Below are 17,354 nucleotides of genomic sequence, written 5' to 3' on the forward strand. Positions count from 1 at the left end.
TTTTTTGAATTACCGCTTTCCCAAAATTTATTTCTCTACCAGGGTACCGTCTGGGTACTTTGCGAAGCGTCCTTTCTCTTTCGGGTGTGCGTGGTCGGGATGCGGCCAGGGCCAACCACCGAATTGGGTTAACTGGTATTCCTGTATAGACCGGTTAATTTCTTCCTGAGTATTCATTACAAAGGGGCCGTATTTGGCCACAGGCTCAGAAATGGGTTTTCCCTGAAGTAACAGGAACCGGCAGGCTTCCCCCGTATTCTGTATGGTCACAGGAGCACTGCCCAGGACAGCCCCCTGGCCTTTAGCCAGGCGGGTATCGGCCAGGCGAACCCGGTTACCCTCAAACAAATATAGTCTGCGATTACTGCCTTCTTTGGCCTGCGGCAGCTCATAAGCGGCCCCGGCTTCCATATCGATCAGGGCGATTTGCACATCATTATCAGGGTCTGCCGCCCAGGAATCCGGTGGGGGTTCCGGTGCTGTGGTATTATCCAGTTGCCCGGCGATTAAAGTGATAGAAACGCCTGCAACATCAATTTTCGGCAACATATCATTCCAAAGGATCTTAAAATGCGGCTCCACCAGTTTCTTTTCTGCCGGCAGGTTTAACCATATCTGAAATAACTCAAAGGTGTTAGGGCCTTCCTGATTGAGTAGCGGGAACATTTCCGAGTGCTGCACCCCACGGCCTGCGGTCATCCATTGAACATCGCCTTGTCCGAAGCGGGCAGCTGCCCCAAGGGAATCGCTGTGGTCGCAGTAGCCTTTGGTTACGATGGTAATGGTTTCAAACCCGCGGTGAGGATGGGACGGGAAGCCCGGAATAGTATGGCCGTGGTACATTCGCCAGCCGTCTTTGATGGTAAAATCGTTCCCGAGACTCCGTCCGCTAAGGTCGGCATCCGGGCCCATGGATTCGTTGGCCTTCGGGTAAAGGTCCAGGTGGTGGACACAAAACAAAAAGGGGTCTGGGGTATCCCATGGAAACCCCAGCGGAAATATCTGTTTGACGTTTTCGGACATTCGTATCTGCTTTTGGTCTGATGTGATTATGAGGGGATGCCGCTTTTAATCGAATTCGATCTTACGGTGTGACCCGTCACAAAGGGGTTTGTTAGAGGAGGCTCCGCAACGGCAGAAGGCCGTGTTCCCCTCCATTTTTTTGATGTTTCCGGAGCTGTCTGTTACCTCAAGGGCACCCTTGATAATCAGGGGGCCACCCTTAATGATATCTGCCTTTAAGGCATTGGAATCTGCAGCCCCTGTGGCTTCTCCCTGCATTTCGTAACTCAGTGCCCCTGACGGACAGCGATCTATCTGATTTTTCAGGGCTGCCACGGATGCATTTTCGGGTTGAATCCAGGGTTTTTGGTCGGGTTTATAGACCTCAGGGAGTGTTTTTACGCAGATCTCGGAATGAATGCACATTTTGGGCTTCCAAACCACTTTAAATCCGTCCTTATCGTATTTCTTAACTATTTGTCTTTCTGTCATGTCAAGCTATGTTTATTCCTTTTAAAACGAGTTCCTTCCACTCCGGATTCCTTTTGAGGAAAAGAGCGACGAAAGGACACAGCGGCACCAGGGTAAGTCCCTGTCGCTTAATATCAGCAAGGCTAGCCTTTACCAGTGCAGAGCCGATGCCCTTGCCGGCCAGCGCATCCGGCACCTCGGTATGGGTCAGGTAAATCCTGTCCTGTGCCTTAATGTATTCAATTCGGGCCAGATGGCCCTCAACCTCAAATTCATAGCGCTTGGCTTCGCTGTTATCGACCAGTTTGTGATGCATTCGGCTTGTGGGTATTATTGATTTTGGCTCACATCAATCGGAGGCGGGCCATCCGGAATGATGGGTTCGTACACCACGTCTCCTTTTCGCTTGATGTACTCCGCTTTCACTTCAGCCACCTTTTTAGGGTCTTCAAAGAGGTCTACCATGGTCATCCCAAGGGCTTTGGAGGCATATAGCATCCCTTTGTGGCCTATACTCATACCCCCGCAGGCCACAACGGCCCAGGAATGCCAGGGAGTATCTTTGGGCGCTACTGTTACACTGAGGTTAATGTTTGCTACGTTCCAGCTTACATCACCCACATCGGTAGAACCTCCTCCCGGATGCTCCTGTGTTTCCTTCAGGGGTTGTATGGCACTGTCCATCCCTACCTGTGGCTTACCGGTTGCTTCCTGTATTTTTTTTCCAAAGGCTTCTTCTTCAGCGGTATAGGTGATTGGCCCGAGCAGCTCCAGGTTTTTTTGCATAATGGCCCCTCCGGCACGGTTAACCAATACTTCATAAATCCCTGAAATAAGGGAAATCTTATAATCCACATTGGCCATTATTGCAGCACCTTCTGCCATTTTTTTCACTTGTTCATAAACGGGCATCATCCCGCTTCGCTTGGTGTCGCGGACACGAACCCAGATTTTGGAATAATCCGGGACCACATTGACTACCTGGCCCCCGTCCTGAATGTGGTAATGTATGCGTACCGTCGGTTTGATGTGCTCCCTGTAATAATTGATCCCGGTAGTATATAATTCCAGGGCATCGGAGGCGCTTCTTCCATTCCATGGGTCTGCCGAGGCATGGGCTGCCTGCCCATAGAACTCCACTTTAAAATCCACCAGGGCCAGGGTGCTCTGCACATCAGCTTCCGTATTGGCACCGGGGTGCCAGCTCAGGTTTACGTCCACATCGTCCCATAAGCCCTCACGGACCATCCAGATTTTGCCAAAGAATTTCTCCTCAGCGGGAGTACCGAAAAATTTGATAGTGCCCTTGAGGTCTCCTGAAGATATTAATTCCTTGACAGCAACAGCCGATGCCAGGCTGGCTGTTCCAAACAGGTTATGCCCGCAGCCATGGCCTGCCGCACCCGCTTGCAGCGGTTCTTTTTCAGGCTGGGCTTTTTGCGAAATACCCGGAAGGGCGTCAAATTCCCCCAGCACGCTGATTACCGGCTTTCCGCTGCCATAGGTGGCAACAAAGGCTGTAGGCATCCCGGCAACGCCCCGCTCTACTTCAAACCCATTTTTTTCAGCATAATCAGCTAAGATTCGCGAAGAAACCCCTTCTTCGAATGCTGTTTCCGCCAGGGCCCAGATAGAATCGCTTATAGCAATAAGATTGTCCTTATGCGCCTCAATAGAGGCGACCAGCGCTTTCTTATTCTTATCCATTTTCTGGGCCTGCAGCGTGAGGCCCGTGAACAGGATCATAAATATCAGGGTTGTTTTTCGCATTTTCAAAAATGATTTTAGTTGGTTAATCAGCTTATTTCAGGCAGGATAGAGACCTGACCTCAGAAACTTAAAGATATCAAAAATAGTTGGTTTGGCAGCGCTGGCCATAGCAGGTCTACGGATGTCATACATCGAAAAAATACAATTTTTTAAAAACCAGTCGTTTAAAAAGAGAAACAAAGCCTGTAAATCACCAGACACATGAAGACCTTTCACCAGATTACCCTGATTTTTTCGGCAATTAGCCTGCTCTTGAGTTGCAGTGCAACCAATAATCTGAGCATGACGGTTTCCCAGCCGGCTCCTGTTGAGTTAAGCCCTCAGGTACAGCGTATTGGGATTATTAATCGTTCCCGCCCGTCAGAAGCAAACAAGGGCTTTGCCAGGATCGATGCAATCCTGACGGCCGAAGGGTTAAAGTTGGATGAAAAAGGGGCAGAGGCTGCCCTTCAGGGCCTGGCTGATCGTCTGCGACAGTCCGGCAGGTTTGAAGTAGTTGCCGTGCTGGATAGTACACCCGAACTGGACAAGGGATTAAAGGGCCTGCCGGCACCGCTTAGCCAGGATCAGATCGTAAAGGTCTGCGATCAATATGGCCTGGACGCCCTTTATTCACTCTCATTTTTTGACACGGATACCAATGTAAACCTCAGTATTGCCCAGGTCCTGGTGCCCAATGCCCTGGGGGTGAAAATACCGGTTCCCGGACATCAATTGGACTTGGTTACCCGGATCAGAAGTGGCTGGCGTTTGTATGAGCCCGGACTGCCCTTACAGGATGAGATGGTTTACGAAGACCAGTTTCTACTGAGTGCCAAAGGGATCAATCCCGCAGAAGCCCTGCAGACCTTGTCTTACCGTACTGAAAAAGTTATGGATCAGGCTCACAGAACCGGCTTTTACAACGGAGGCAGGCTGGAACCTTCCCGGGTACGGGTCGGAAGGCAATATTTTGTAAGGGGTTCTGAGCCTTTTGTCAGAGGGAAGCGCCTGGCCCAGACCGGGGCATGGAATGAAGCCGCCCGCTTATGGGAACAGGAACTGAACCATCCCAAAGAGAAAATAGCCGGCAGGGCTGCCTACAATATGGCAATCATCAATGAGATTAATGGAAACCTGGATGAGGCTGTACAATGGGCAGGCGATGCCTATTCCATTTATGGTAATCGGGATGCATTGAGGTATCTGAGGATATTACAAAATCGTCAGAACCAGCAGCAGCGGCTGGAGGCACAGCTCTCCAGGTAAGTTAGTTAAGGGCTTCCTTGTAGGTTTCCAGACAGCGTTCCCGGGCCTCTTTATGATCGACTATTTTATCCGGATAGGAATCCGTATCGACTTCCTCCACCCATTGGCGAATATAATTGCGGCCTTTGTCAAATTTATCTACCTGCGTCATCGGATTAAAAATGCGGAAGTATGGAGCGGCGTCAACCCCGCTGCCTGCAGCCCACTGCCAGTTCCCTACATTGCTGGCCTGTTCGTAATCCAGTAGTTTTTCAGCAAAATAGGCTTCTCCCCAGCGCCAGTCTATCAGCAGGTGCTTGCAAAGAAAACTCGCCACCAGCATGCGGACCCTGTTATGCATGTATCCGGTCTTATTGAGTTGGCGCATACCGGCGTCTACCAATTGGTAACCGGTGTTTCCGTTTTTCCACTTTTCAAATTCTTCCTCCTTATTGCGCCATGGTATACGATCGTACTTTTTCTTAAACGCATTGTTGACCGTTTCGGGGTAATGCCAGAGGATCTGCATAAAAAATTCCCGCCAGATCAATTCATTCAGAAAGGTTTCGTTCTCCGAGTCCAGGGCTTTCTTTGCGGCCTGCCGAACGGAGATGGTTCCGAAACGCAGATGTGGCCCCAGGTGGGAAGTCCCGTCTTTGGCTGGAAAATTTCGCGTGTCTTCATAATTATCGATCAGCGAGGTGCTGAGATCGTAATCGGGCACTTCAATTTCCGAAGGTTTAAAACCCATATCCTCCAGGCTAATCCACGGAAAGTCCCTGTCCCGAAGAAAATCGCCAGCATCTGAAACGGAATCTGTTTTCTGAAGGTGTTTTTCAGGTTCGAAATGCTCTTTCCACTTTTTCATATAAGGGGTGTAGACCACGTAAGGGTCCCCATCATCCTTGACTACTTCGCTCTTTTCAAATATCACCTGGTCTTTGCAGGTATGAAAAGGGATATCATTTTCCTTTAAAAGCGCTTCCACAGCCTGGTCCCGTTTTCGGGCATAGGGCTCATAATCCCGGTTGGTATAGACTGCAGCAACCGTTCCCTCACTGATCAGCCTTTTGAAAATGGCTTCAGGTTCTCCGTGAAAAACCGCCAGGCCACTCTTGTGATCATTCTTTAAACTCTCGGAAATCTTACAGAGTTGTTTGTGTATAAAACTAACCCTGGCATCCTCTTCCGGAAGTTCTTCAAGGATGGCCTTATCAAAAATAAAAATGGGAAGAACCGGTTTTCCGGATTTCAGGGCTGTTTCCAAACCTTTGTTGTCGGTTAGCCGCAAATCCCTTCTAAACCAGAATATGCAATGGGAATCGGCCATACTATTGAATATTCAGGGTGGATATCCCTCCGTCAACACCCAGTACCTGACCGGTCATCCAGCCACTTTTATCAGAGAGCAGAAAGGCTGCCATCTCAGCAATGTCTGAGGCGGTTCCCACCCGTTTCAGAGGGTGCCTTTCGGCCATTTTCTCCTGCTTTTTCTCATTGTTCAGCAGGCGTTCAGCTAAAGGCGTGTCTACCAGGGAAGGAGCGATGACATTAACCCTAAGATTGGGGGCGTATTCCGCAGCCAGCGCCTTGGCAAAGCCCTCTATGGCTCCCTTGGCAGCCGCTACGCTCGTGTGGAAGGGCATTCCGCTTCCCACGGCAACAGTGCTGAAAAAGACCAGGCTGGCTCCGGGTGAAAATTTGGAGATGGTCGCTTTTAAGACGCGAAGCAGACCATTAAAATTAAGGTCCATATCTTCCTGGAAAGTCTCCAGGCTCAGCATCTTGAAAGGTTTCAGGTTAATACTACCAGGGCAGTAGACCAGGCCATCAAGCTTTTCGGGTAAATTTTCAAAATTCACTTCGCCGGTGATATCCATCGGCAGATGCTGCACACCCATTTCCTGCAGCGGGCCGGCATTCCGGGAGGCTGTGTAAAGGTTGTGATCTTCCTTTAGTATTTTGACCAGTTCCAACCCTATCCCGGAGGAACCGCCAACAATTAAAATATTCTTTTTCATAGGATTATAATGTTTTAAAGGTTAATGATGCCGGTTGTCCTTCCAGGGTGCCATAGCGTTGCTGCAGGGATTCTTTCCTGAAATTGAAAATAGCCCTGAGCTGCCTTTGTACAAACAGTCTGTTCAGCAATCGACCTATTAGCCCCAATGGTAACCTGTAATCAATTACATCTTCCATAAGCACCCCGGCTGTCGTTTCATAGAGAAAGTGCTTATGATGCCACAGCGAATAGGGGCCTCGCAGCTGGTTGTCTATAAAGTACTCCCCGGATTGTACCTGCGTTATCTCAGTGGTCCAGCTCGTCCTGTAAAACGGGAGGGGCGAAACCCGGTAATGGATGATCTGCCCTGCATAAAGGGGTTTATCTGCCCCGGTGAGGATATTAAATTTCATTTCCGGAGGGGTGATCAACTGCAGGTTTGCAGGGTTGCTAATAAATTCCCACGCCTTCTCTTTCGAGATAGGCAGGAACTGTCTTGCTTCAAGTCTGTGCATATAAAAACCGGCTTTACACAAAGATAGTAGTATTTTGTTTAGTCAAAATATAACTATTGTTAAACAACTTATAAAACCACCTGTTGTTCTTCCTGTCGAATGATTGAACCGGGTCAACCTAAAAGGGAGTGTAACTTTGGGATATTTTGTACCTTTTGGGAGATGAAAAAGATTCTTTTCCTTTTCCTGTTGAGCGTTTGGGGAATTCAGGCCCAGTCGGATTTTGAAATCCTGGGGAATTTGCCACAACAACTAAATGAAAGCTCAGGCCTTTTGTTGGCCGGAGACTTGCTGATTTCCCATAATGACTCCGGGAATGAGCCTTTGCTTTATGAATTGGATACCGTATCCCTTCAGATTGTCAGGCAGGTGCAGGTTGCCAATGCCGTCAATACAGACTGGGAAGACCTGGCTCAGGATGAAGAATTTTTATATATAGCCGACATTGGAAATAACAGCGGGACACGGACCGATCTGAAAATATTAAAGGTCTCCAAAACAGATTTCAAAAGCGGTAATACCGTAAATGCGGAAGTAATATCTTATGCCTACGAAGACCAAACAGATTTTAGTGGAAACGGCAATAGTGACTGGGACGCAGAAGCCCTTATTGCACAGGGGGATTCCCTGTACATATTTACCAAGCAATGGCAATCTCTGGGCACTGTTGTTTACAGCCTCCCGAAAACCGCCGGGAATTTCCAGGCCAGGCGGATTGCCGAATTTCCGCTGAACGGGCTGGTCACCGGCGCTGATATTACTGCAGCAACAGAGAACATAATTGTACTAGGATACAGCACACAGCTACAACCTTTTATATTTACCATTTCAAGCATAGGTTCAAGCGATTTTCCGGGTGGTTTTGAAAAATATACATTGCCTATAGGTTTTGCACAGGCGGAAGGAGTGGCTGTAGGAAACAATAATATGTTGTATGTGAGTTCCGAAGATTTTTCCAATAGCCTGCTTAGCCTTCCTGCCGCAGTTTTTAAATTGAAACTCGCCCCGACGGATAACCAGACCGATGGAGGGGGAGAACCCGAACCTGACCCTGAAGATGGAGCGCAGGATTCGGACAGGTTGTTACTTGTAAGTAGCCCAAGGTCGGATATTTTGCAATACCGCCTGCCTTCGGAAACTACTGTTCTGGCACATGCTGTTTTTGACAGTTCCGGCAGGCAGCTACTGCTTCAGAAAGGCTCTGAAATCCGGGAAGGGGAGGTAGATATCTCCGCCTTGAGTCCAGCGGTGTATTACCTGAAGTTGTTTTTAGGTTCAGGATCGAGGGCCAGGGCTTTTCTGCGCTATTGAATCGATACATTCTTTTATTCTTTCATTCTTTTATGGTTTTGTTAACAAATAGCACTTTTCATTATTAATAGCTTTACAGGAACCATTAATTCAGATAATATGAAGCGCCTATCATTATTGTTATTTTCAGTTTGCTGTGGTCTGTCAGGGTTTTCGCAAATCCAGACTCCGCAGCCCAGCCCGGCTGCAGAAGTGCAGCAGGCTGTTGGCCTGACAGAGGTCAGCCTAAAATATTCGCGTCCTGCTATGAGAGGCAGGGTGATTTTCGGGGATCTGGTCCCTTTCGACAAGGTTTGGAGGACGGGAGCCAACGCAAATAGTACCATCTCGTTTAGCGATGATGTGAAAATTGACGGACAGGAAATAAAGGCAGGAACCTATGCCATTTTTACCAGGCCAGGGAAAGATAACTGGGAAGTGTATTTCTATTCAGACACCAGCAATTGGGGGACACCTTCCAGCTGGGATGAATCTAAAGTGGCAGCTAAGGCCATGGTAAATACCCAGGAGCTAAATATGCCCGTAGAGTCTTTCACAATCTCAATTGACGCCATACACAACAACGGGGCTACTTTGGGAATGGCCTGGGATAAAACCTATGTTGGGGTTCCTTTTGAGGTACCCACCCGCGAAAAAGCGATGGCAAGTATAGAAGGCACTATGGCAGGGCCTTCGGCTAATGCTTATTTTTCTGCCGCCTCCTATTACTATGAGGAAGGCCTGGAAATGGACAAAGCCAAAATGTGGATAGACAAGGCTGTGGAAATGAATCCGGATGCCTTCTGGATGTTGCGTCGCCAATCCCTTATCTATGCTAAGATGGGTGATTCCAAAGGGGCCATTGCCGCCGCAAAAAAATCACTGGCAGCTGCAAAGAAAGCTGGAAATGCGGACTATGTTAAAATGAACGAAGACTCACTCAGGGAATGGGGGGCTATGTAAAAAGTGATAATTGAAAGTATCAACCCGGCTCATGCCGGGTTTTTTTATACCCTGATGGGAGGTTGGTTCAGCAAACGGTCAAATCCCTCTAAGATTGCCGCTAAAAGGATTACAAGGCAACAGCCAAAGGCATTCAGCCATAAATATGACATCCAGTCATAGTACCAACCTGTAATGACGATTACCTGCGTTATCAGGGCAGCAATAAAAACGGCGTTCCCTCGAACAAACTTGAAAAAGAAAGCCAGCAGGAAAATCCCCAGAACGTTGCCGTAAAAGATGGAACCAATAATATTTACGAGTTGAATCAGGTTATCAAAGAGGTCTGCCACACAGGCGATAATTATGGCAATCACCCCCCATAGCAGCGTGAAAAGCCTGGAGACCCGCACATAATATTTCTGTTCTAAGGGCTCCTCCGGGTTTTTCTTGTTCCTTTTATATAAATCCAGGGCTGAGATGGTCCCCAGCGCATTTAATTCAGAAGCTGTGGATGACATCGCCGCAGACAGGATAACCGCCAAGAGCAGGCCGATAATCCCCCTTGGCAGGAAATTGAGGATAAAATGGATAAAAACATAATCTTTATCGTTCGTCTCTACAATGGGATCTGCCTTGCTGATTAATTCCCGGGCCAGTTCCCGGTTGTTGCGTTCTTTTTTATTGATCGCCAGTATCTGTGCCTTGGCGTCAACGGTTTCGGTGTATACTTTACTCTCCAGCGCTTCGGAAAAGTTGTTCTGCGCAATCTTCTTATCCACTTCCAGCTCCCTGTGGGCTTCCTGCAGCCGGCGGTAGTCCTGAGCGTATTCAGACTCCAGCACTGCTTTGGTCCCGGCCGGGTTGAAATTCAGGGGAGAGGCATTGTACTGGTAAAACACAAATACCATTACCCCAACCAAAAGAATAAAAAACTGCATGGGGATCTTCAGGATCCCGTTAAAAATCAGGCCGAGCTGGCTTTCCCGGACCGACTTACCCGATAAATAGCGCTGTACCTGGCTCTGGTCTGTCCCAAAATAGGCCAGCATCAGAAACATCCCTCCGGTGATGCCGCTCCAGAAGGTATAACGACTGGTAGTATCCAGTTCAAAATTGAGGATATTGAGTTTCTCGCTTGCTCCGGCCACTTTAAGTGCCTTGCTGAAATTTATATCAGCAGGCAAATATCCCAGGATAAAGAAAAAAGCCATAAACATACCGAGCATGATCACAAACATCTGCTGTTTCTGAGTCACACTTACGGCTTTGGTGCCGCCCGATACCGTATAAATAATTACCAGGATACCAATGATGATGTTCAGGGTACGCAGGTCCCATCCCAGTACCGCTGAAAGGATTATAGAGGGTGCAAATATGGTAATCCCGGCAGCTAGCCCCCGTTGTATCAAAAACAGGATGGCAGCAAGGGTACGGGTTTTCAGATCAAAGCGCTTTTCCAGAAATTCATAGGCGGTGTATACCTTCAGCCGGTGATAAATAGGAACGAAAACAAGGCAAATAACGATCATGGCCAGGGGAAGGCCGAAGTAAAATTGTACGAACCCCATCCCATCGTGAAAAGCCTGGCCGGGGGTGGACAGAAAGGTGATCGCGCTGGCCTGGGTGGCCATAACCGAAAGGCCGATGGTCCACCACTTGGCCTTGTTTCCGCCCAGGACGTAATCATCTACATTTTTGCTGCCCCGGGTTTTCAATACGCCGTAAACCACAATAAACAATAGGGTTCCAGAAAGAATAATCCAGTCTAAGGTCGCCATATTATGCGTTTGCGGTCATAATAAAATAGAAAATAAGGATGTAGATGGTGTTGAGCAGGATTACTACGGTGTATTCCCGTTTCCAGACCATTTTTTCTTTCATCTCATCCTTTAACTGCACCTTCCGATTTTATTTGGGCCTTCCCTATGGAAAGCATATTAGAAAATAGCTTGAAGGCTCCCGGAACACCTGCGGGAAGTTCCCTGAAAAAACTCAAGCCCGTATAAATATAATACCCCTCCCCATAAGGAGCTACTAAAAGGGAACCTTTTTTGGCAGATTCTCCAGGGTCATTCATGGCCAGCAGCGGGGTATAGGCCGTATCCCACTGGTCCGGGAAATACAGCCCGCGTTCCTGAACCCAGTTATTAAAATCTTCTTCCCTGATCTGGTTTGGGAAATTCAGCAGCGGGTGGTTGGGCTGCAAGATGCTGACCCTGGCGGTCTCATCTGAAACCCTGTCGCGGGAAAGTCTTAAGGGGTAGGGGGCATTGGCCGAAAAATCAGCATTGCCGCGGCCGGAGGTGTTGTACTGAACGATCATGGTGCCACCCTCCCTTACGTACTCCATAAGTATATCCTGTTTGAAAGGGAGGTCATCCAGAACATTGTAGGCGCGGATTCCAACAACCAGCGCATCCATATTCCGTAGTTGTTCTTTTGTGAGTTCGGAAGGCTGCAACAGGTGGACAGTATACCCGATGGCCTCCAGGTTTTCCGGAATGGCATCTCCGGCACCCATCACATAGCCCACATGCTGCCCGGCTTTTTCGACATTCAGGCGTACCACTTTGAGCTTTGCCGGCAATAATACAGACTGGGTTGGGATATGGTCATAAGCGATGGTTATCAGCTCTTTTGTATAGACCTTTCCGTCAAGTGTTAGTCTCGGTTCAACGTAGCCCTCGCTGCTTTTATCGGGCGGGATAAGGGTAAACTGGAATACCCGTTCTTCCCCGGCGTCCTGAGCACTGAATTCCTGGTTCTTTGGTTCTGTATTCCACCCCGGGGGTACAGAGAGGGAAAGGCTGCCATTGGTTTCGGGAGCCATAGCCTTTACAGTAAGTTGCACCTGCTGCGAATGGGCCCCGCTAAATATTTTTACTTTTTCCTGAAAATTTGCCGTTGCCGGGGGAAGGATTTCAAAGGCCCGGAAAAGTTCCCCTTTGTCCGGCTCAGCATATCTGTGGATCACAGGCCGTTCGAACGCAATGGGAGTACCGTTGATTTCCAGCATGATTTTCAGGCTAAATGCCGCCGGTGTTTCTGGTTTTCCGATCAGTTCAGGGTCTGACACAGCATACATACCCAGGCTGCCATTTTGCCGGAGCCAATACGGACTGGTCCCTGGATGGTCCTTCGGGATATTAAGGTCAAAATCAATTTCATTAGCCTCGTTTGTCTTAAGCGAGAGGGGCTCTTTCAGGATGCCTGCACCGTTAATAGTAACAGCGGTCAGACGCACCGGCCAGTCGGAACGATTAGTCAGCTCCAGCTCTGCTTGTGCATCGCTTCCGGGTATTCCGTAATAAGACTTTGCAGAAGCTTCCATATACAGCCCCATAACCCCGGCGATCAGTTCGGAAAGTTCCCGGCTTTTAACGGTTTTCCAATAAGAAGGCTTCAGGTCCTGTAGTTTTTGATAGGCTTCCAGTAATGCAGGGAGGTGTACTGAAGGCCTGGTAAAATTAAAATTTTGCTCAACCTCATTTAATAGTTCCCCGACTCCGGAGCCGCCTTCGATACGGTTCCAGCTGGTGTCAATCCCTTCAAAAAGGTCCTGGCCCTCGGGCATTTCTCCTTTCAGTAACTCGATGTATTCACTTTGAGAACCTCTGACGGTAGGACGGCCAAAGCCCTGGCACAGGTGCTGACTACTGGCTATAGAGGCGATTTCGTTATTGGACAGGCCCCGTTCCGGATAATATACACCCACATCCATGGAGATCAAACGGGATTTATCGGCCTTTTCGAAATTCTCCTGGCTCCCGTAAAACCACCAGGAAGTGTTGAAGAAAAGCCTGCTGGGACTCCAGGGCCGTAGCTCTTGAAGTTGGTCGGGATAAGCGTTGGGATCTCCGGCCAGCTCAAATGCCTCCGTACTAAGGATGGCTGAGGATGTATGATGACCGTGTGTACTGCCCGGCGTCCGGTGGTCGAATCTGTTGATGATAACGTCCGGCCTGAATTGACGGATAATACGCACTACATCGGAAAGCACCTTGTCCTTTTCCCATATGCTGAGGGTTTCATCCGGATGCTTGGAATACCCGAAATCATTTGCCCTGGTAAAAAATTGCTCCCCACCATCTACAGACCTTGCTGCCAGTAACTCCTGAGTACGCAGCACCCCGAGCAGCTCCCTTAATTCGGGTCCGATCAGGTTCTGACCTCCGTCTCCACGTGTTAAAGAAAGGTAAGCCGTTCGGGCATGCACCGCGTTGGAGAGATAGGAGATCAGCCGTGTGTTTTCATCATCCGGATGTGCCGCAATGTAAAGGGCATTCCCCAGGAAATTCAGTTTCTGCAGATCATTGTAAAGTTGAACCGAGGATGGAGGGTGAGGCGCCTGGGCATTAATAAAAGAACTAAACGCAAAGAACCATAAAAGGATCGCTCGGGCGAAATACGGCATATTCAGAAGGTTTTGTCGGCTCTCAAAGATAGAAAGATTAGGTAGTCCTGTCCTGAATTTAGAACTTCTTTAACACCTAAATAGCATCTGTTCCCTCCTGATCTTCTTCCAGGGGGTTGAGAACGGTAACGGCTTTTTGAAGCATCAGGTTGTTGGGGTAGGTGATTAGCTCTCCATTTCTTTTACGAAGATGCAGGTGATAGGCCTTGATATCCTCAATCATATAATCCTCGGAACTGTCCAGGTCTTTATCCATAATACGAATGCGATCTCCTATTTTAAAGGGGAAGGAGAAAAATAAAATCACCCCTGCCGTAACATTGCTCAAAATGGACCAGGAGGCAAAAAGTGCCACCCCTATAATTGCAAAGACGGATGAAAGAATAAGCCCTAAGTCTTTGATGTTGACCCCCCAAATAAGCAGGAGGGCTGCGATAAAAATGAGAGAGTGACCAATAACTACATACTTAATAATCAGCCTAGTGCGAAGTTTATTTAAATCACTGATTCGACCAATCCGCTTAATGGTTTGAATGGAAACAAGCCTTGTGACGAACAGGATTGCCATGCATATCAGGGTACTTAGTATTTCGTTTTGGTAGAGTTGCCAGAATTCTTCCATAGTTCTTATAGTCCTAAACTATCCCTCAGGATAATATCTTTATTGCTGTTCTGTCTCCAATAAGGTGTATTTATGCGTTTTTTCAGCCGGGCCGTAGAGGTGATAGCACCTGAATTATCCCTGAAGCCGGCTGGCTGTGTTTCAGTCCACCCCTGCAGGATATAGGGGAAGTCACCTTCAAAATGCAGCTGCAGGCTTCGGTTGAGTTCCGGGTAGGTGATTGTATAGGTCCGGAGCTGTCCCGGGTCTGAAAGCGTCAAAACAGCTTTATAGGCCTTAATGGGCAAATGCTTGAGCCTCAGGTATTCAAGGGAGGGCAGTAGCTGGTGTTCTCCGGTGGGGAGTGAATCAGGGTCAATCCGCAATTTGGTCCATAGCTCGTCTTCGGTAATTACTTTGGACAATGCTATATCCTGGTCTGCTTCACTTTCAAAATAACTGTGCGATTGGATCTGGAAGGATTCCCTGTTATTGAGTTGCATGTAAACATGTCCGCACCACTCCTGAACCGAGGTGCTGACCTTCAGCGCATGCTGATTGTCTGATACCGGATAGAAAATACTGCTCATTATGGAGTAAGGATAAATGCCTGTAAGGTACTTTTTGGTGCGGTTTAATTTTAAAACCGAAACCGCCAGCTCATCCGGACGGTCTGCCTTTACCTGCTTCTCTGTATTAAAGGGCTCTGTGACGTAAATAAGGACTGCGTGCCCTTCCCTTAATTCCCCGTAGCGAGCCTCACTTATCTCATAGGCACTTAGTTCGGCAACCCCGGCATACCAGTAATCTTTGAAAGATTCGCTCAGGGGTTTTGCAGGTGGTAATTCCGCAGTTTCAGCCTCAGGCTGTGTTAATGTTGGGGAGTCTTTTTTCGGACTTTCCCCACAGGCTGTAAAAAAAACAACCGTGCTCAGTAATATGGATTTGATTATTGGGGTCTTCATTCTGTACATAACACAATTTTGATGCAAAAATACGTCAATCGCCTCGCCCGGCCATGCGTCTTAACGTATTATAAACTAATGCGGTGGGCAAGCCTACCACGTTCGTATAAGACCCTTTTATTTCGGTTATTCCAACCAGGCCTATCCATTCCTGTATCCCATAAGCTCCAGCCTTGTCCAGCGGGTTGCCTTTTTCGAAATAGGCCGATATCATTTCAGTATCCAGCCTCCCGAATCGCACTTCAGTTACATCATGCACCAAATAGTTTTCTTTAAGGCTTCTGAAGCATACGGACGTGATCACTTCGTGCCAGGAGTCTGACAATTGCTCGAGTGTTTGACGCGCTTCTGTAAGATCAGCAGGTTTCTCCAAAACCCTCTCATTATGCCAGACAATGGTATCGGCGGTGATCAAAAGGGTGTCCCCATCCAAAAGATTCATTAGAGAACCGGCTTTAAGTGAGGAAAGGTAATCAGTTATATGGTAATGTTTTAACACATCAGGATAGGTCTCATCAACATGAGCTCCAACCACTTCAAAATCCAATCCCAGTTGTTGGAGCAATTCTTTTCTCCTGGGAGAGGCAGAGCCCAGGATAACCTTTAAAAAAGGCAGCTGAAACTCCATTAGTCCTGGGCCGCATTAAAGTGTTGCTGCCACTTACCCTGTACTTTTAGGACCTGCTCAATAATATCCCGCACACAGCCTTGGCCTCCTTTTATATGGGAAATGTAATCCGAAACGGCTTTCACTTCGGGCACCGAATCCTGAGGGCAGCAGACCATTCCTGCTGCCTCCATGGCCGGGATGTCCGGGATATCGTCACCCATATACAAAATGCCGGCAGCATCCAGGGAATGCGTCTTTGTGTAGGACTTAAGCACACTCAGCTTGTCGTCAGTCCCCAGAAAAATATCCGTAATCCCAAGGGCCCCCAACCGTTTGGCAACCCCTTCATTGGACCCCCCGCTGATAATGCATATACGATAGCCGCAGCCCAGGGCCATTTTTACGGCATATCCGTCCCGGACATTCATTTTTCTCAACAATTCCCCTTCACTGGTAATCAGCAGGGTACTATCCGTAAAGACGCCATCAACATCAAAAACAAAGGTGTGTACCCACCTGAATAATTCTTTAGCGTTCTTTTTCATATGTATTCTGTATGGATTGCGTTAAAATCTGATAAAGCTGTTTTGCAAGCGGATCGTCCAGGTTGTTCAAATGCTTTTGGAGCGTGGGCGTATCCCGTCTTCTGGCGGGCCCCGTTTGGGCCGAATAGGCGTCCATTTCTTTTAATTTTTCAAAAGTTTCCCTAAGAAGAGGCTGAAGCATTTCTGTGGGAAGCTCACTCTTGCGACAAAAATCCTGACCCAAATGTACCAAATGGTTTGTGAAATTATTTATGTAAACGGCTGCCTGATGCAGATTTAGCCGGTTGTCTGTATCCACTTTTACCACCTTCGAACTGAGCATGCCCGCTAAGTCTTTAAGCTGCGAATAGTCTTCAGGGGCAGCTGCTTCAATACACAGCGAGACTTCTGTGAAATTTACGGCTCTGTTACGGCTGAAAGTCTGCAGAGGATAAAGCACCCCGCGTCTTTTCCAGGGCTTTAAGGCATCTAACGGAACCGCACCCGAGGTATGCAGCAACAGTGCTCCGGTATCGGGTAATAGTCCCGCAATTTCCCCGATTGCTGCATCCGAAACTGCGAGCAGGTATACATCGGCAGCAATTACTTCAGATTTGAAATCGGCTATGGGCACCCTGGTCTCAAAACCGGCAAATTTTTCTGTATCCCGGCCAATCAGTTGGGTAAGTTCGAGCCCTGCCGAACGTTCAATGGCCCGATGCAGGTGAAAAGCCAGATTTCCGTTTCCGATAAGTGCAATCCTGGTCATGGGGTAAAAATAAGATATCTGGAGGACACAGGATTAGTTTCGTTCAATACCTGCATTATTAGGTTCAACGGGGAGGAATTAAAAGGTGTAATAGATTAATTATCTTTCATCCCGACTTTAACTTTTTTTTAAGCGGCAATTAAGCAATGGTTAAGGGTCAGATAAACAAATGATTAGCCTTTAAAAGCTGTCAGATTGCTTATTTTATAACATCGGAACCCAATTACCAGTGGCTATAGCCTTTTTTTA

At 48.0% G+C, this 17,354-nt stretch carries 17 protein-coding genes; 3 read left to right on the plus strand and 14 right to left on the minus strand.

The features are described 5' to 3' along the window. Nucleotides 1-27: 27 nt before the first annotated feature. The 4 genes from ACT6NV_RS12885 to ACT6NV_RS12900 are packed head-to-tail and all read right to left on the minus strand — an operon-like array spanning nucleotide 28 to nucleotide 3,243. Nucleotides 28-1,023 carry a pirin family protein gene (locus ACT6NV_RS12885; RefSeq protein ID WP_445384850.1) on the minus strand — a complete coding sequence of 332 codons (996 nt, stop codon included), beginning with the start codon at nucleotides 1,021-1,023 and terminating at the stop codon, nucleotides 28-30. A gap of 45 nt (nucleotides 1,024-1,068) precedes the next feature. Beyond that, a complete protein-coding gene (locus ACT6NV_RS12890) occupies nucleotides 1,069-1,494 on the minus strand; it encodes a (4Fe-4S)-binding protein (RefSeq protein WP_445384851.1) in 426 nt (141 codons plus the stop codon). 1 nt (nucleotide 1,495) lies between these two features. Further along, nucleotides 1,496-1,789, minus strand: coding sequence for a GNAT family N-acetyltransferase (locus ACT6NV_RS12895; RefSeq protein WP_445384852.1), 294 nt, complete (start codon nucleotides 1,787-1,789; stop codon nucleotides 1,496-1,498). A gap of 14 nt (nucleotides 1,790-1,803) precedes the next feature. Further along, on the minus strand, nucleotides 1,804-3,243 hold the full coding sequence (locus ACT6NV_RS12900) for an amidohydrolase (RefSeq protein ID WP_445384853.1): 1,440 nt from the start codon (nucleotides 3,241-3,243) through the stop codon (nucleotides 1,804-1,806). Between the two features lie 201 nt (nucleotides 3,244-3,444). Here ACT6NV_RS12900 and ACT6NV_RS12905 point away from each other — a divergent pair, with 201 nt between their 5' ends. Next, complete coding sequence (locus ACT6NV_RS12905; RefSeq protein WP_445384854.1) at nucleotides 3,445-4,491, plus strand: DUF6340 family protein; 1,047 nt, start codon at nucleotides 3,445-3,447, stop codon at nucleotides 4,489-4,491. Between the two features lies 1 nt (nucleotide 4,492). Here ACT6NV_RS12905 and ACT6NV_RS12910 read toward each other — a convergent pair whose 3' ends face one another. The 3 genes from ACT6NV_RS12910 to ACT6NV_RS12920 are packed head-to-tail and all read right to left on the minus strand — an operon-like array spanning nucleotide 4,493 to nucleotide 6,987. Further along, nucleotides 4,493-5,800 carry a cryptochrome/photolyase family protein gene (locus tag ACT6NV_RS12910; RefSeq protein ID WP_445384855.1) on the minus strand — a complete coding sequence of 436 codons (1,308 nt, stop codon included), beginning with the start codon at nucleotides 5,798-5,800 and terminating at the stop codon, nucleotides 4,493-4,495. 1 nt (nucleotide 5,801) lies between these two features. Further along, the gene (locus tag ACT6NV_RS12915) at nucleotides 5,802-6,491 is read right to left on the minus strand and encodes an SDR family NAD(P)-dependent oxidoreductase (RefSeq protein WP_445384856.1); all 690 of its coding nucleotides are present in this window, start codon (nucleotides 6,489-6,491) and stop codon (nucleotides 5,802-5,804) included. Between the two features lie 4 nt (nucleotides 6,492-6,495). Further along, entirely contained in the window at nucleotides 6,496-6,987 is a 492-nt protein-coding gene (locus ACT6NV_RS12920; RefSeq protein ID WP_445384857.1) for an SRPBCC family protein, read from the minus strand. 162 nt (nucleotides 6,988-7,149) lie between these two features. Here ACT6NV_RS12920 and ACT6NV_RS12925 point away from each other — a divergent pair, with 162 nt between their 5' ends. After that, the gene (locus ACT6NV_RS12925) at nucleotides 7,150-8,298 is read left to right on the plus strand and encodes a T9SS type A sorting domain-containing protein (protein WP_445384858.1); all 1,149 of its coding nucleotides are present in this window, start codon (nucleotides 7,150-7,152) and stop codon (nucleotides 8,296-8,298) included. A 99-nt stretch (nucleotides 8,299-8,397) separates the two neighbouring features. Beyond that, nucleotides 8,398-9,240, plus strand: a complete 843-nt coding sequence (locus ACT6NV_RS12930; protein WP_445384859.1) for a DUF2911 domain-containing protein — start codon at nucleotides 8,398-8,400, stop codon at nucleotides 9,238-9,240. A 44-nt stretch (nucleotides 9,241-9,284) separates the two neighbouring features. Here ACT6NV_RS12930 and ACT6NV_RS12935 read toward each other — a convergent pair whose 3' ends face one another. The 7 genes from ACT6NV_RS12935 to ACT6NV_RS12965 form a co-directional block, all read right to left on the minus strand. Next, a complete protein-coding gene (locus ACT6NV_RS12935; protein WP_445384860.1) occupies nucleotides 9,285-11,000 on the minus strand; it encodes a sodium:solute symporter in 1,716 nt (571 codons plus the stop codon). A 104-nt stretch (nucleotides 11,001-11,104) separates the two neighbouring features. After that, a complete protein-coding gene (locus ACT6NV_RS12940; RefSeq protein ID WP_445384861.1) occupies nucleotides 11,105-13,636 on the minus strand; it encodes a PIG-L family deacetylase in 2,532 nt (843 codons plus the stop codon). Nucleotides 13,637-13,712: 76 nt separating this feature from the next. Further along, nucleotides 13,713-14,258, minus strand: coding sequence for a mechanosensitive ion channel domain-containing protein (locus ACT6NV_RS12945; RefSeq protein WP_445384862.1), 546 nt, complete (start codon nucleotides 14,256-14,258; stop codon nucleotides 13,713-13,715). Between the two features lie 5 nt (nucleotides 14,259-14,263). After that, nucleotides 14,264-15,202 carry a septum formation inhibitor Maf gene (locus ACT6NV_RS12950; protein ID WP_445384863.1) on the minus strand — a complete coding sequence of 313 codons (939 nt, stop codon included), beginning with the start codon at nucleotides 15,200-15,202 and terminating at the stop codon, nucleotides 14,264-14,266. A 34-nt stretch (nucleotides 15,203-15,236) separates the two neighbouring features. Continuing rightward, entirely contained in the window at nucleotides 15,237-15,830 is a 594-nt protein-coding gene (locus ACT6NV_RS12955; protein ID WP_445384864.1) for a Maf family nucleotide pyrophosphatase, read from the minus strand. Then, on the minus strand, nucleotides 15,830-16,357 hold the full coding sequence (locus tag ACT6NV_RS12960) for a KdsC family phosphatase (RefSeq protein ID WP_445384865.1): 528 nt from the start codon (nucleotides 16,355-16,357) through the stop codon (nucleotides 15,830-15,832). The genes ACT6NV_RS12955 and ACT6NV_RS12960 overlap by 1 nt, the downstream gene beginning before the upstream one ends. Next, nucleotides 16,341-17,105, minus strand: coding sequence for a Rossmann-like and DUF2520 domain-containing protein (locus ACT6NV_RS12965; RefSeq protein WP_445384866.1), 765 nt, complete (start codon nucleotides 17,103-17,105; stop codon nucleotides 16,341-16,343). The genes ACT6NV_RS12960 and ACT6NV_RS12965 overlap by 17 nt, the downstream gene beginning before the upstream one ends. Nucleotides 17,106-17,354 lie beyond the last annotated feature (249 nt).

It is taken from the genome of Robiginitalea insularis, assembly GCF_052497835.1.